The sequence below is a fragment of the Ruegeria sp. YTSC230 genome, from assembly GCF_059609665.1.
The window spans coordinates 464,180-478,566 of record NZ_JBXWMC010000002.1 but is presented as its reverse complement, the minus strand read 5'-3'; the positions used below and the strand labels follow the sequence as shown (position 1 = coordinate 478,566).

The following is a 14,387-nucleotide window of genomic DNA, read 5'->3' as shown; positions in this document are numbered from 1 at the left end:
TTGGACAGCCTAATTTGAGGTCAGCGTTATAGCAGCGCCGGCCTCAGGCTCAACCCGAGGACGCAGGCCCAGCAACGGTGCGATGCGCCCGATCAATTCTGCGGCCACAGGAACCGCTGTCCAGCCTGCCGTACGGCGCTTTTCGCCATAAGCAAGGATGGATGGTTCGTCCAACGTTACGATCAGGACGTATTTTGGGTCGTAGGCGGGAAAGAACGTCGCAAAGGTCGCAATCACCTTGTCGTCGTAATAACCACCACGCGGCTTGGGCTTATCCGCGGTGCCGGTCTTACCGGCCACATCATAGCCTGCCACATCGCCAAAACTGGCGGTGCCATCTGTTACCACCCGGCGCAACATGTTCTGCGCCTGGTTTGCCGCGTTATCAGACATCACCCGAGGACCGTATTGTGGCCCATTTTTGCGCAGGATCGTCGGGCTTACATAGTGCCCGCCATTGGCAATCGCCGCGTAACCCGCCGCCAGGTGCATGGGGCTGGTCGACAGACCATGACCATATGAGATGGTCACTGTACTCAGTTCACCCCACTTTTTGGGCTTCAGCGGCTCACCGCCCTTAGCCTCGACGATTTCGAACGGGGTGGGATCGAACATACCAAGCGATTCCAGAAAATTCTGCTGGCGCTGCGCGCCGATCTGTAGCGCCAGTCGCCCGGTGCCCCGGTTTGAACTGTGGACGATCACATCGGCTACGCTGATCTTGCCATAGTTCTTGCCGTTGAATTCACCAATCGGGAAACGGCCGATCTTCATTGGCCCTGAGGTATCGATGATCGTATTTGAATTCACCAAACCCAGCTGAACCGCTTGCGCAGCGGTGAATATCTTAAACACGGACCCCAGTTCGTAAACGCCCTGAACATAGCGATTGAACAGCGGGCTATCTGATGGATCGAACCCCGAGGTCGGCGGGCGCGGACGGTCATTGGGGTCAAATGACGGCAACGAGGCCGCCGAGATCACCTCGCCCGTATGCGCGTTCATCAGAACCGCCGACGCACCCTTGGCGTTCATGATCTTCATGCCGCCATATAGCACCTGCTCAACGGCGGCTTGAACCGTCAGGTCCAATGAAAGTTGCAGCGGCTTAGTCCCATTCGCGGGGTCACGCAGGTAGTCGTCGAATTGCTTTTCAACACCGGCCACACCGATCACTTCAGCAGCGCTGACGCCTTCGCGCCCAAAGCTTGACCCGCCAAGGATATGCGCCGCCAGACGGCCATTCGGGTACAACCGCATCTCACGCGGGCCGAACAGGATGCCAGGATCACCGATATCGTGCACGGCTTGTTTCTGCTCGGGCGAGATACGCTTTTTGATCCACAGGAATTTGCGATTGCCGGTGAAGTCCTTGACCAGGCGTTCTTTTTCCAGATCTGGGAAAATCGCCACAAGCTGATCAGCTGCGGCAATCGGGTCGATCATCAGCGGCGGCTGCGCATATACCGAATAAGTGTCCAGATTGGTCGCAAGAATGCGCCCTTCCCGGTCTACGATGTTGGCCCGCTGCATCGCAATGGCTGCACCAGGGGCCGAAGCCACAGGCTCCTGCGCTTCGGATGTGGCCAACATGCCCATCCGGACGCCCACGACTGAAAAGGCACAGAAAAAGAACAGACCCAGCACCAGCAAGCGGCCCTCAGCACGGGTGCGGCTGCGGTCTTTCATGTCTTCGTGACGCTTGCGGATGTTTTCGCGCTCAATGGCTTTGGGATTCTCGCCCCGCGAGCGCGCGTCAAGGATTCGGGCGAGAGGGCGCAGCGGCGTGCGGGTCATGGAATCTGCACCTCACCCAGCGCCTGAATATTCGTGATGGCCTGCAGCTCGATCGGGTCGACGATCGGCAGGTCAGGATCTTCCGCATAGGCAATCTGATCGGCGCGACCGAATTGCTCAGCCCGCAGGGGCAAAAGGCCCAGCCGTTCAAAGTTTAGATCTGCAAGCTCACGCAACCTATCGGGGCGGTTCAGATAAGCCCATTCGGCGTTTAAAACCGCCAGCTTCACCTGCGCCATACCAATTTCGCGCTGCAGCTTCTGCGTTTCCTTCACCACCTGCTGCGTGCGATAGTTTTCCTGATACGCCCACAGCGCCAGTCCAAACACGGACAGAGCAGTCAACACATACAAAACACTCTTCATTTTGCTCTTCCCCCTAGTTGCGGCATGCCAACGGCGCGGGCATCAATTTCCCCGGACGGCGCATCCGTTCGAATTGCAACACGCAGCTTTGCCGAGCGTGAACGCGGATTTTCCTGCAGCTCCTGATCATCCGGCCCCACGGCCTTACGAGTCTTAACCGTGAACTGCGGCAGCTCCTGCTCAATCTCGGGCGCATAGCGATTGGCCCGGCCCGTTTTGCCCGCACGGGACTGAAAGAACCGTTTGACCATCCGGTCTTCGATGGAATGGAACGTCACGACTGCCAGTTGCCCGCCCGGCTTCAAAGCGCGCTCAGCAGCCATAAGGCCCTGATACAGCTCTTCATATTCAGCATTCACTGCGATCCGCAGGCCCTGAAAACTGCGCGTTGCAGGGTGGGACTGCCCCGGCTTGGGACGCGGCAAACAGGATTCGATGATCTGAACCAGGCGCAGAGTTGTTGTTATCGGCTCTTCCGCACGCGCTTTGGCGATGGCTTTGGCAATGCGGCGGCTGGCACGCTCTTCGCCATAATGATACAGGATATCAGCCAGTTGTTCCTCGGTCGCAGTATTGACCAAATCTGCCGCGCTTTCGCCCTCCTGACTCATACGCATGTCGAGCGGGCCGTCCTTCATGAAAGAAAATCCGCGTTCCGCCAGGTCGAGCTGCATCGACGACACACCCAGATCCAGAACGACACCATCCAGATCCTGTGCGTATTCGTCCATGCGCGAGAATACACCCGGCTGCATCACAAGCCGGTCGCCATAATCTCCGACCCAATCCGCCGCCATTTCAAAGGCCAATGGATCACGGTCCACGCCGATGACCTTATCTGCGCCAGCGTCCAGCAGGCCCCTTGTATATCCGCCTGCGCCAAACGTTCCATCCAGCCAGACGCCCGACACGGGCGCAACAGCAGCCAGCAATGGACGCAGCAGAACGGGAATATGAGGTTTATCAGAAGGGGTGTTAGCGCCGGCCATGCCGTTACGCATCCCCGGTGCCGTCAAGGAACTCCAAAGGATCAAAGTCCTCGGGCTGTTCGTCCAACCACTCTTCGGCCGCAGCCAATTCTTCGGAATCGTAAGTTTCAGGCTTCCAAATCTGGAACGTGTCACCCGCGGCGATAAAGAATGCCTCACCTTCAAGATTGATCTTGTTGCGCAGCTTGGCCGGCAGCACCAGACGGCCGGTTTCATCCACTGTGGTCGGGAAAGATTGACCGTGGAACATGCGCTGCAACATCTTCCGCTGCATCGACCCGCGCGGCAGCGCATCGATCTTGGCATCGACCTCTTCGATCGCCTGCATAGTATAGCATTCCAAGAATTTGCGTCGGTGGTCGCCGTAGACAATTACAAGCTCAGGAGTGTCGCCGGGCTGCCAGTTCGGGTCAGAGGATTCAAGCACACGGCGAAACGAGGCCGGGATCGACACCCTGCCCTTCGTATCCACCTTGTGGTGGCTTTCACCTCTAAACCTGCGCGCCAAGACGACTGTCCCTTCCGCTTGCGCCCCACTTAAAATTCACTCCCCCAGATGAAAAACGGCGGGTTGATCTGCTGCCACTGATCAACCCGCCGCATTGACCCGCTGTGCGGGATGTCCAGCTGCGCGCGCCACCTGGGGGGATGTCTGCTCGCCCGCGCGCCGGATCTCTTGATTGATGAAAGCGAGATGCCTGTATGAAACCTGTTTTTATTGGTTCGGGGTCGTTTGGCGCCCCATGTGCCTCGTCCTCATCGGATGAACTAGGGATGACATGGGAATTCATGGAAATCAACAGAAAATTTGCCGACCCTATGTTCAGAATCACAGTTTAGCCAACGCAACCGGGAAAGAAAATCACCCTGCAGACACCAATTGTAGGTAATTTATGTTATCAGTATACTAAATAGGCCAATTTCGGAGCCACCCCAAATATTCCCATAATTTCCCAGAAAATCCTCCCAGAGGTGATATTTTATGATGAGCATAGCGAAAATGGGCCACTGGGTTAACGAATCATCCCAATTTTTAACCTCAGCCACATGTGGATTCTGCGCCGCCCCAGCTGACGCCCATGAATTCCCACGATCAGAAATCATCATGTCAGCCGCCGCGCGCCTGGCCCGTCCAATACACAAAGCGCACAAGAATTGACAAACTACGCTCAAAAGACGCGCAGACACGAAAATTCAGAAAACCTTGTTGAGACCTTCCCTAGGGGAAACACTCACTGAAGGCCTTATTTTATTGGCTCGGCCAAACCCACACTGGCAACCGGTTGATATCTATGCATTTGCTGCATAGCAGCATTGACGTTGTCGGGTATTGTGCAATCGCAGCATTTGATTATTTTCAATCTCAAGCAAGCGCCGGACAACACCGGCAACAACGAATACATCGAGTAAAGCAAATGGCTGTAGCAACACAGAACACCGCGCTCAAAGGCGCACCGGCAGTTAGCCTGGCTTCGCTGTTCGAGGCGGCAAAGACCCGGTTCACCCGATATCGCGTCTATCGCCAGACAGTTCACGAACTGTCTGATCTGTCGAACCGCGAACTGGCTGATCTGGGGCTTCACCGCTCAATGATCCGCCGCCTGGCTCAGCAAGCGGCCGAAGAGCACGTCGCGCGTTAAGCGACACAGAAACATCGAGATCAGGTCCTTCCTCCTCCCTTTTGGACCTGTATTTCAGCGGCGACATCTCTCCTCCTCCCTGATGTCGCCGCCCTTAATACCGGCCTTGAACGCCGGAACGTGACACACCGGGTACTCCTCCTCCCTTTCCCGGTGTTGAAAGCGCGCGGCGACGTCTCTCCTCCTCCCTGACGTCGCCGCGTCTTCCTCATACCGGGATCAAACCCGGGTTCGGATACATCGGGGCTCTCCTCCTCCCTGCCCTGATGTTGAAAAGAACGGCGGTTCCCTCTCCTCCTCCCTGGGAACCGCCGTTTTTGTTTCTGCAGACAAGAAAAAAGCGCCGCGGTCGAAACCGGGCGCTTTTCAAAAAGATCGAGCATGTGCCGTCAGGCAAATTCCGTTTGCTTAAAACGGCACATCATCCTTGGCGGACAGAAAGCGGGAAACCACTTTTTTCAATCCAGCTTTTTCGAAATCGACCTCGACCTTGTCGCCTTCGATGCCGATCACCGCGCCATAACCGAATTTCTGATGAAACACGCGCTCGCCAAGGGTGAAACTGGCGACCGCAGTCGCGTCAATCACCGTATTGCGGCTTTCGCGGGGTTGGGACATTCCATACTGCCCCTGCCGGGCCTGCAATCGCCGCCAACCGGGGGAGTTATAGACATTGGCCTCGGCCGCACGGGTTTCGATACCGGCAGTCGGCTGACCACCCCCATACAGCCCCGGCGGCGTCAGAACTTCGACATGATCTTCAGGCAACTCGTCAATGAACCGCGACGGCATCGCGTTTTGCCATTGACCAAACACCCGACGATTGGCCGCAAAAGAAATCGTACAGATCTCTTCCGCGCGTGTGATGCCGACATAGGCCAATCGCCGTTCTTCCTCGAGTCCCTTGATCCCGGATTCGTCCATCGACCTTTGCGACGGGAACAACCCGTCCTCCCACCCCGGCAGGAACACGGCCGGGAACTCCAGCCCCTTTGCCGCGTGCAGGGTCATGATCGAGACTTTTGCCCCGTCCGATTCCTTCTCGTTGTCCATCACCAGGCTGACATGTTCCAAAAACCCTTGCAGATTCTCGAAATTATCCAGTTGGTTGACCAATTCCTTGAGGTTTTCCAACCGCCCCGGAGCCTCAGGCGTTTTCTCGTTCTGCCAGTGGGCCGTATAGCCGGATTCGTCCAGGATGATCTGCGCCAACTCAATATGTGACACCTCTGGCTCACCAAACCGCATCGGAGCTGTGCCGTCATCAATCACAGAATCATCGTCGACTTCGATCTTGGGCCCGCGCGTCATCGCGTTCCAACGCGCCAACCCGTCGATAAGCTCGCGCAGTGCTTTGCCGCCTTTGCCTTTGATCAGCCCATTGTCGACAGCAATCCGCGCCCCATCGACCAGCGACACGCCATTTTCCCGCGCCGTCATCTGAATCGTCTGCTGCGCCTTGTCACCAAGCCCGCGTTTCGGGGTATTCACGATCCGCTCGAAGGCCAGATCGTCGCCGGGGCTGACCACCAGCCGGAAATAGGCCATCGCGTCACGGATCTCCATCCGCTCATAGAATCGCGGGCCGCCTATGACCTTGTAGGGCAGACCGATGGTCAGAAAACGGTCCTCAAACGCGCGCATCTGATGGCTGGCCCGCACGAGGATCGCAATTTCGTCCAGATTGAAGGGCCGCGCACCACGCGTTCCCCCCTGCATCGCGTCGATCTCTTCACCGATCCAGCGCGCCTCTTCCTCGCCATCCCAATGACCGATCAGGCGAACCTTTTCGCCGTCCTGCGCATCGGTCCACAATTCCTTGCCCAGCCGACTTTCATTGCCACGGATGACATTGGACGCTGCTGCCAAGATATGGGGGGTCGAGCGATAGTTTTGCTCTAACCGCACGACATAAGCGCCAGGGAAGTCCTTTTCAAACCGCAGGATGTTGCCCACTTCGGCCCCGCGCCAGCCATAAATTGACTGATCGTCGTCCCCTACGCAACAAATGTTCTTGTGCGCCCCAGCCAGCAGCCGCAACCACAGATATTGGGCGACGTTGGTATCCTGGTATTCGTCCACGAGAATGTAGCGGAACCAGCGTTGGTATTGCTCCAATACATCCTGATGAGTCTGGAAGATCGTGACCATGTGCAACAGTAGGTCGCCAAAATCCACCGCGTTCAGCTCTCGCAGACGAGTTTGGTACTGCGCGTAGATCTCGAGACCTTTGTGGTTATAAGCCCCCGCATCGGCTGCCGGCACTTTGTCGGGCGTCAGGGCGCGGTTCTTCCAGTCATCAATGATGCCGGCCAACATGCGCGCAGGCCAGCGTTTGTCATCAATATTAGCCGCTTGAATCAGCTGTTTGAGCAGCCGCAACTGATCATCCGTATCCAGAATGGTGAAATTTGATTTCAGATCGACCAGTTCCGCGTGCCGCCGCAGCAGCTTGACGCAGATCGAGTGGAACGTGCCCAGCCAAGGCATCCCCTCGGCTGGTTGCCCCAACAAACGGCCCACGCGGTTCTTCATCTCGCGCGCGGCCTTGTTGGTGAATGTCACCGACAAGATCTCGTTCGGGCGCGCACGCCCAATACTAAGCAGATGCGCGATACGCGCGGTCAGTGCCTTGGTTTTGCCCGTACCTGCGCCTGCCAGCATCAGGACAGGCCCATCCAGTCGCTCGACCGCGTCACGTTGCGCCGGGTTCAGCTCGTCCAGATAAGGCATAGGGCGCGCGGCCATGGCGCGCGCGGACAGGGATGCGCCCTCAAAGGCGTCCATTTCGTCGAAACTGCTCATCTTGCCAAACTACGCTGGATGTTGGCCGAGGGAAAGGGTTTGTTCACGCCTTGTTCGCACAGTTTTTGATGCTCTGTTACGATCAATTCTAATCAAGCGACTTGGACTGAGAACGGTTTCATTAACCATCTGTAAAACACCCGCCGCGATGATCAGTAAATTGCTGTGGGAGCGCGAAGGTATGACTCAGGACAATCGGGGGGGCGTAAATCACCGGCTGAAATGGATCGGTATCAGCATGTTGCTGATTTCTCTGACAATTGGATGCGGCTGGGGAATTTACAAATTGTCTGCGCCGCTGGTCGACAGGATGCTAAAGGTCGACATTCTCAAGCAAGCCGAACTGTGGAAGCGCCGCGTCGTCTTGCATCTGGAGGACCCCGAGAGCGCGCTTAAGACCGGCGTGATTGATGCGCATGACGCCGAATTTCTGGCCGCGATGCCCGAAGCTTCTGATGTTTACCGCTTCAAATTGCTTGACTCGAATGGGCGTGTCACCTGGTCGACTCGTCCGACAGAGGTAGGCAGTGTTGAAAACCGTGATTTCTTTCGCAGCGACGTTGCCAGAGGAATGATTCACTACATTCAGGAAGTAGTTCCACTGTCCGAGATCGACGGGCTTGATCTGCATACGGACAATATCCTGAACACAACGCAGCACCATGTTGCCGAAGTTTTTATGCCCGTGACCAAGAATGGGCGTTTTATAGGCGCCATTGAATTCTTTACTGATATCTCCGACTTGCGCACCACGTTCATCACGCGGCTTAGGATTTCTTTGACCGTTCTAAGTGGCATCGCCCTGCTTGCGCTTGTTGCCGTGTCCTTTGCCAGCTACCGGGCGAACCGCTTGCAATTGCGGGCCCTGCAAAAACAATCCGCCAAAGAGCGTGATCTGATGGAAGATCAGCTGCGCCTGGCCCGCGAAGTACGATTGTTAGGCGAATTGAACGAGTGGTTGCAATCCAGCCGGTCCTTGGACGAGCTGTTCGATATGGTCTCGCGCTTCATGACCCATATCCTACCCGGGGCTGAGGGCAGCGTTTACGTGTATTCCAACTCGCGCGACGTCCTGGATGGCTGTGCCAGTTGGAATGGCGGGACCCATAAGGCGCACATCCATCCCGAAGGGTGTTGGGGGCTTCGGCGTGGCCGAACCTATGAATACGGCGCGTCCGAGATCGACTTTGTCTGTGAACACGCCGAACCACATGACGGGCGACCTTATTTCTGCTTTCCGATACTGGCGCATGGGGAAACGGTCGGCCTTCTGCACCTCCGCGCCCTTGAGGGTACAGATGAGGCGTTTCACACGAGTAAAAAGCTGGCACAGCTCAGCGCCGAACAGATCAGCATGGCGATTGCCAATGTACGGATGCGCGATCAGTTGCATGACCAGTCCGTCCGGGACCCGTTGACCGGGCTGTTCAACCGGCGGCATATGCTTGAAACCCTGCGCAAATCCATCAATCGCAGTCAGCAAACCGGAGCGCCGCTCAGCCTGATTGCCGTGGATGTCGATCATTTCAAGAAATTCAACGACACCCATGGGCATGATGCCGGTGACATGGTGTTGCGTGCAGTTGGTGCCGCTTTGGAACAGGGCTGCGACCGGGATGAAGTTGCCTGCCGCATTGGTGGTGAAGAATTTATGCTGATCCTGCCCGACAATACATCAGACGACGCAGTCACCCGCGCCGAACAATTGCGGCAAGCGGTCGAGGCCGTCTCGGTGCGCTACGGTGAGAAATCCCTGCCCCGTATCACGATCTCGGTTGGGGTTTCGCATTATCCGGCACATGGCACCATGCCGCAGGATCTGATGCGCGCTGCCGATGATGCGTTGTATGCGGCAAAGGACAAAGGTCGCAATCAAGTGCAGGTCGCCGGCAGCGGAAGTGACTCACAGCAGATTTCCCAGCTCAAAAAGCCGGTAAAAGCCATTGGTGGGAAATCAACGGCTTAAAATCCTTGCCGAATCGCGCCTTTGGTCCGATCAATCCCCATGGACCTTCATAGTCGCTTTCCCGGCATCGCCGATCTGAAACACCGCGCCCAGCGCAGGATTCCTCACTTTGTCTGGGAGTATCTGGACAGCGGAACCGGGGTTGAAGCCACGCTGCGCCGCAATCGCGAGGGATTGGACCGCGTCGGTTTCCTGCCGTCTATCCTGCACGGACCATTGGAATTTGACACTTCGACCGAGTTCCTGGGTCAGACCTACCCATTACCGTTCGGCGTTGCCCCGATCGGTATGGCCGGCCTGATTTGGCCTGATGCCGAAGCTCATCTTGCCCGCGCTGCCGCAAGCGCCGGTCTGCCTTTTACCCTATCCAACGTTGCCTGCCAAAGCCCCGAGGACGTCGCGCCGCATCTGGGTGACAACGCGTGGTTTCAGCTTTATCCGCCAAAGGACCCGGACATTCGTAAGGATCTTCTGAATCGGGTCCGGGATGCTGGCTTTACGACGCTTGTGATGACCGCAGACGTTCCGGTTGCATCCCGACGCGAACGGCAGACACGCTCGGGCCTGACCAATCCACCAAGATTGACGCCGCGCCTGCTAGCCCAAATCGCGATGCGGCCGGAATGGGCGCTTGGAATAGCGCGCAGCGGGCCGCCGCGGATGCGGACACTGGACAAGTATACGGACAACTCCAGCAACTTGCCCCCGACGGCCCATGTTGGGTATCTGCTCCGCACGTCTCCGGACATGGACTATGTTCACTGGCTGCGCGATGCCTGGGATGGCCCGCTGATCGTGAAAGGCGTGCAGCGCCCTGAAGATGCCGAGCCATTGCAGCGGGCTGGCGTCGACGCCATCTGGATATCGAATCACGGCGGACGACAATTCGATGGTGCCCCCGCAGGAATCGACGCCTTGCCTGCAATCCGCGCGGCCACAGACCTGCCCCTGATCTTCGACAGTGGTATCGAAGGTGGTCTGGACATCTTGCGTGCCAAGGCCCTTGGGGCCGATTTTGTGATGCTGGGCCGTGGCTTCATGTATGGGCTGGCCGCCCTCGGCGCCAAAGGCCCTGCCCATGTCATCGACATTTTGCGGCAGGATATGCACGCGAATATGGGTCAAATGGGGGCTGTGTCGCTGAATCACCTGCCCCCAGTCGTGCCGCTTGCCGATGCTGCGGTGCAGCGTTATTAGATAAATAGCGCTAATAGGGGGCGTTTGCGAGCGTTAACATGCCGGTTCTACCCAGAACGACTGATATACGTGCGCGTATTGTCCGCCTATCAACACGGCCAAACAAGTAGGACCGGGACTCGACATGACTGAATTCACCAAGATCCTGATCGCCAACCGAGGCGAGATTGCTATTCGCGTTATGCGCGCCGCCAATGAGATGGGCAAACGCACCGTTGCCGTCTTTGCCGAAGAGGACAAGCTGGGCTTGCATCGGTTCAAAGCGGACGAAGCCTATCGCATTGGCGAAGGGATGGGGCCTGTTGCGGCCTACCTGAGCATCGATGAGATCATCCGCGTCGCTAAAGAATGTGGGGCAGATGCGATCCATCCCGGCTATGGCCTGCTGTCTGAGAACCCGGACTTTGTCGATGCCTGCGTGCAGAACGGCATCACCTTTATTGGCCCGAAGGCGGAAACCATGCGCGCCTTGGGTGACAAGGCCAGTGCGCGCCGCGTGGCCGTCGCGGCGGGTGTGCCTGTGATTCCGGCGACTGAGGTTCTGGGCGATGACATGGATGCGATCCGGGCCGAGGCAAAAGAAATCGGTTATCCCCTGATGCTCAAGGCGTCGTGGGGCGGTGGCGGGCGCGGTATGCGCCCGATCCTATCCGAGGATGAACTGGAAGAGATGGTTCTGGAAGGCCGTCGCGAGGCCGAGGCCGCGTTCGGCAATGGCGAGGGTTATCTGGAAAAGATGATCATCCGCGCCCGCCATGTCGAGGTGCAGATTCTGGGCGACAAGCATGGTGAGATCTATCACCTGTATGAACGCGACTGCTCGGTCCAGAGACGGAACCAGAAGGTGGTCGAGCGCGCCCCTGCCCCGTATCTGTCCGAAGAGCAGCGTGCCGAGATCTGCGAACTGGGCCGCAAAATCTGCGCCCATGTGAATTATGAATGCGCCGGCACTGTTGAATTCCTTATGGATATGGAAACCGGCAAGTTCTACTTCATCGAAGTGAACCCACGTGTTCAGGTGGAACACACCGTCACCGAAGAAGTCACCGGTATCGACATCGTTCAGGCGCAAATCCTGATCGCCGAAGGCAAAACTCTGGCCGAGGCCACCGGCGCAAACAGCCAGTCGGATGTGCACCTGACCGGCCACGCGCTGCAAACCCGGATCACCACCGAGGACCCGCAAAACAACTTCATTCCCGACTACGGTCGTATCACTGCCTATCGCTCGGCCACTGGCATGGGCATTCGTCTGGATGGCGGCACCGCTTATGCGGGGGGTGTGATCACGCGCTATTACGACTCGCTGTTGACCAAAGTGACTGCCAAGGCGCCGACACCCGAGGCTGCGATTGCCCGGATGGACCGCGCTTTGCGTGAATTCCGAATTCGCGGCGTCAGCACCAATATCGACTTTGTCATCAACCTGCTCAAACACCCGACTTTCTTGTCGAATGAATATACGACCAAATTCATCGACACGACGCCGGATCTGTTCTCCTTTAAACGCCGCCGCGACCGGGGCACCAAGGTTCTGACCTACATCGCCGACATCACGGTGAACGGGCATCCCGAGACCAAGGACCGCCCCGAACCTCGCGCTGATCTGAAAGACGCAAAGCCCCCGGCACCGAACTCCGAGCCGCAGATGGGCGCCCGCAACCTGCTGGAACAAAAAGGCCCGCAAGCCGTTGCTGATTGGATGAAGGCGCAGCGCCAGCTTCTGATCACCGATACAACCATGCGTGACGGGCATCAGTCTCTGCTGGCGACCCGGATGCGTTCGATCGACATGATCAAAGTGGCACCAACCTATGCAGCCAACTTGCCCCAGCTATTCTCGATCGAGTGCTGGGGGGGCGCGACCTTTGACGTGGCCTATCGTTTCTTGCAGGAATGCCCGTGGCAGCGCCTGCGCGACCTGCGCGAGGCGATGCCGAACTTGATGACCCAGATGCTGCTGCGCGGCGCGAACGGGGTCGGCTACACCAATTACCCTGACAACGTTGTGCAGGAGTTCGTGCGTCAAGCATCGCAGAACATCGACGTGTTCCGTGTGTTCGACTCGTTAAACTGGGTCGAGAATATGCGCGTGGCCATGGACGCCGTGGTTGAGAACGGCAAAATCTGTGAGGGCACCGTCTGTTACACCGGTGATATTCTGGACCCGGACCGCGCCAAGTATGACCTGAAATACTATGTCGGCATGGCGAAAGAACTGCGCGATGCAGGTGCACACGTTCTGGGTCTGAAGGATATGGCGGGTCTTTTGAAACCGGCCTCGGCCAAAATCCTGATCCGTGCGCTGAAGGAAGAGGTCGGCCTGCCAATCCACTTCCACACACACGATACTGCCGGTATCGCCAGCGCCACCATTCTCGCTGCATCCGAGGCGGGCGTGGACGCGGTGGATTGCGCGATGGACAGCTTCTCGGGCAACACTTCGCAGGCGACGCTGGGCACCGTGGTCGAAGCACTGCGCCATACCGAGCGCGACACCGGGTTGGACATCAAGGCCATCCGTGAGATCAGCGATTATTTCGAGGCGGTTCGGGAGCAATATGCGGCCTTTGAATCCAGCCTGCAGGCCCCGGCTTCTGAAGTTTACTTACACGAGATGCCCGGCGGTCAGTTCACCAACCTCAAGGCGCAGGCGCGGTCTCTGGGACTTGAGGAGCGTTGGCACGAAGTGGCTCAGATGTACGCGGACGTAAACCAAATGTTCGGCGACATCGTGAAAGTTACACCTTCGTCGAAAGTGGTCGGTGACATGGCGCTGATGATGGTCAGCCAGAACATGACCCGTGAACAGGTCGAAGACCCGAATACCGATGTGGCCTTCCCCGACTCGGTGGTCGACATGATGCGCGGCAATTTGGGTCAACCTCCGGGCGGGTTCCCCGACACTATCGTAACGAAGGTCCTCAAGGATGAAACACCCAACACAGATCGCCCGGGCAAGGATGTCCCACCGGTTGACCTTGAAGGCACACGCGCCGAGCTGTCCCAACTTTTGGAAGGCAAAGAGGTCGATGACGAGGATCTGAACGGCTATCTGATGTATCCAAAGGTGTTCCTGGACTACATGGGGCGTCACCGGGCTTACGGACCTGTACGCACACTTCCCACGCGTACTTTCTTCTATGGCATGGAACCCGGCGAAGAGATCACGGCCGAGATCGATCCCGGCAAAACGCTGGAAATCCGCTGTCAGGCCATCGGTGAGACCGATGAAAAGGGCGAGGTCAAAGTGTTCTTTGAACTCAACGGCCAACCGCGCGTGATCCGGGTTCCAAACCGACTGGTGACCTCAACCACGCAGTCCCGTCCTAAAGCCGAGGCAGGCAACCCCAACCACATCGGCGCGCCGATGCCAGGTGTGGTGGCCACCGTCGCCGTGACTGCGGGTCAGGAGGTCAAGGAAGGCGACATGCTGCTGACCATCGAAGCGATGAAGATGGAAACCGGCATCCACGCCGAGCGTGATGCGACGGTCAAGGCCGTGCACGTTCAGCCGGGCAGCCAGATTGACGCAAAGGACCTACTGGTCGAACTGGAATAAACGACCTAACCTTTTCGGGAACAAGGGCCGTTCGGGGAACCGGGCGGCCCTTTTTTGATCCTGAAA

The 14,387-nt window shown here is 57.6% G+C and carries 9 protein-coding genes; 4 read left to right on the top strand and 5 right to left on the bottom strand.

Features of this window, described 5'->3' with window-relative positions:
* Nucleotides 1-9: 9 nt before the first annotated feature.
* From AC2FD9_RS06410 to mraZ, 4 genes are read right to left on the bottom strand one after another with little or no spacing between them, the layout of a single operon-like run.
* Nucleotides 10-1,797 carry a peptidoglycan D,D-transpeptidase FtsI family protein gene (locus AC2FD9_RS06410; RefSeq protein ID WP_496835949.1) on the bottom strand — a complete coding sequence of 596 codons (1,788 nt, stop codon included), beginning with the start codon at nucleotides 1,795-1,797 and terminating at the stop codon, nucleotides 10-12.
* Nucleotides 1,794-2,162 (bottom strand): cell division protein FtsL, encoded by a 369-nt coding sequence (ftsL, locus tag AC2FD9_RS06405; RefSeq protein ID WP_058274326.1) that lies wholly within the window; start codon nucleotides 2,160-2,162, stop codon nucleotides 1,794-1,796. Before ftsL ends, AC2FD9_RS06410 begins: the two co-directional genes overlap by 4 nt.
* The gene (gene rsmH, locus AC2FD9_RS06400) at nucleotides 2,159-3,151 is read right to left on the bottom strand and encodes a 16S rRNA (cytosine(1402)-N(4))-methyltransferase RsmH (protein ID WP_496835947.1); all 993 of its coding nucleotides are present in this window, start codon (nucleotides 3,149-3,151) and stop codon (nucleotides 2,159-2,161) included. Before rsmH ends, ftsL begins: the two co-directional genes overlap by 4 nt.
* Nucleotides 3,152-3,155: 4 nt before the next feature.
* Nucleotides 3,156-3,659, bottom strand: coding sequence for a division/cell wall cluster transcriptional repressor MraZ (gene mraZ, locus AC2FD9_RS06395; RefSeq protein ID WP_082637227.1), 504 nt, complete (start codon nucleotides 3,657-3,659; stop codon nucleotides 3,156-3,158).
* Between the two features lie 907 nt (nucleotides 3,660-4,566).
* On the opposite strand from mraZ, the gene AC2FD9_RS06390 reads away from it, so the two are divergent.
* Entirely contained in the window at nucleotides 4,567-4,791 is a 225-nt protein-coding gene (locus tag AC2FD9_RS06390) for a DUF1127 domain-containing protein (protein WP_058279568.1), read from the top strand.
* 408 nt (nucleotides 4,792-5,199) lie between these two features.
* Here AC2FD9_RS06390 and AC2FD9_RS06385 read toward each other — a convergent pair whose 3' ends face one another.
* Nucleotides 5,200-7,596, bottom strand: coding sequence for an ATP-dependent helicase (locus AC2FD9_RS06385; RefSeq protein ID WP_496755001.1), 2,397 nt, complete (start codon nucleotides 7,594-7,596; stop codon nucleotides 5,200-5,202).
* 181 nt (nucleotides 7,597-7,777) lie between these two features.
* On the opposite strand from AC2FD9_RS06385, the gene AC2FD9_RS06380 reads away from it, so the two are divergent.
* From AC2FD9_RS06380 to AC2FD9_RS06370, 3 genes are all read left to right on the top strand, one after another.
* Nucleotides 7,778-9,562 carry a sensor domain-containing diguanylate cyclase gene (locus AC2FD9_RS06380; protein ID WP_496836073.1) on the top strand — a complete coding sequence of 595 codons (1,785 nt, stop codon included), beginning with the start codon at nucleotides 7,778-7,780 and terminating at the stop codon, nucleotides 9,560-9,562.
* Nucleotides 9,563-9,601: 39 nt separating this feature from the next.
* Nucleotides 9,602-10,759 (top strand): alpha-hydroxy acid oxidase, encoded by a 1,158-nt coding sequence (locus AC2FD9_RS06375; protein ID WP_496695925.1) that lies wholly within the window; start codon nucleotides 9,602-9,604, stop codon nucleotides 10,757-10,759.
* A 124-nt stretch (nucleotides 10,760-10,883) separates the two neighbouring features.
* Nucleotides 10,884-14,321, top strand: coding sequence for a pyruvate carboxylase (locus AC2FD9_RS06370; protein WP_282168836.1), 3,438 nt, complete (start codon nucleotides 10,884-10,886; stop codon nucleotides 14,319-14,321).
* Nucleotides 14,322-14,387: the final 66 nt, after the last annotated feature.

Coding starts and splice junctions, on each gene's coding strand:
- ftsL (WP_058274326.1), bottom strand. CDS start 2,162: ATGAAGAGTGTTTTGTATGTGTTGACTGCTCTGTCCGTGTTTGGACTG.
- AC2FD9_RS06390 (WP_058279568.1), top strand. CDS start 4,567: ATGGCTGTAGCAACACAGAACACCGCGCTCAAAGGCGCACCGGCAGTT.
- rsmH (WP_496835947.1), bottom strand. CDS start 3,151: ATGGCCGGCGCTAACACCCCTTCTGATAAACCTCATATTCCCGTTCTG.
- AC2FD9_RS06410 (WP_496835949.1), bottom strand. CDS start 1,797: ATGACCCGCACGCCGCTGCGCCCTCTCGCCCGAATCCTTGACGCGCGC.
- AC2FD9_RS06375 (WP_496695925.1), top strand. CDS start 9,602: ATGGACCTTCATAGTCGCTTTCCCGGCATCGCCGATCTGAAACACCGC.
- AC2FD9_RS06385 (WP_496755001.1), bottom strand. CDS start 7,596: ATGAGCAGTTTCGACGAAATGGACGCCTTTGAGGGCGCATCCCTGTCC.
- AC2FD9_RS06380 (WP_496836073.1), top strand. CDS start 7,778: ATGACTCAGGACAATCGGGGGGGCGTAAATCACCGGCTGAAATGGATC.
- AC2FD9_RS06370 (WP_282168836.1), top strand. CDS start 10,884: ATGACTGAATTCACCAAGATCCTGATCGCCAACCGAGGCGAGATTGCT.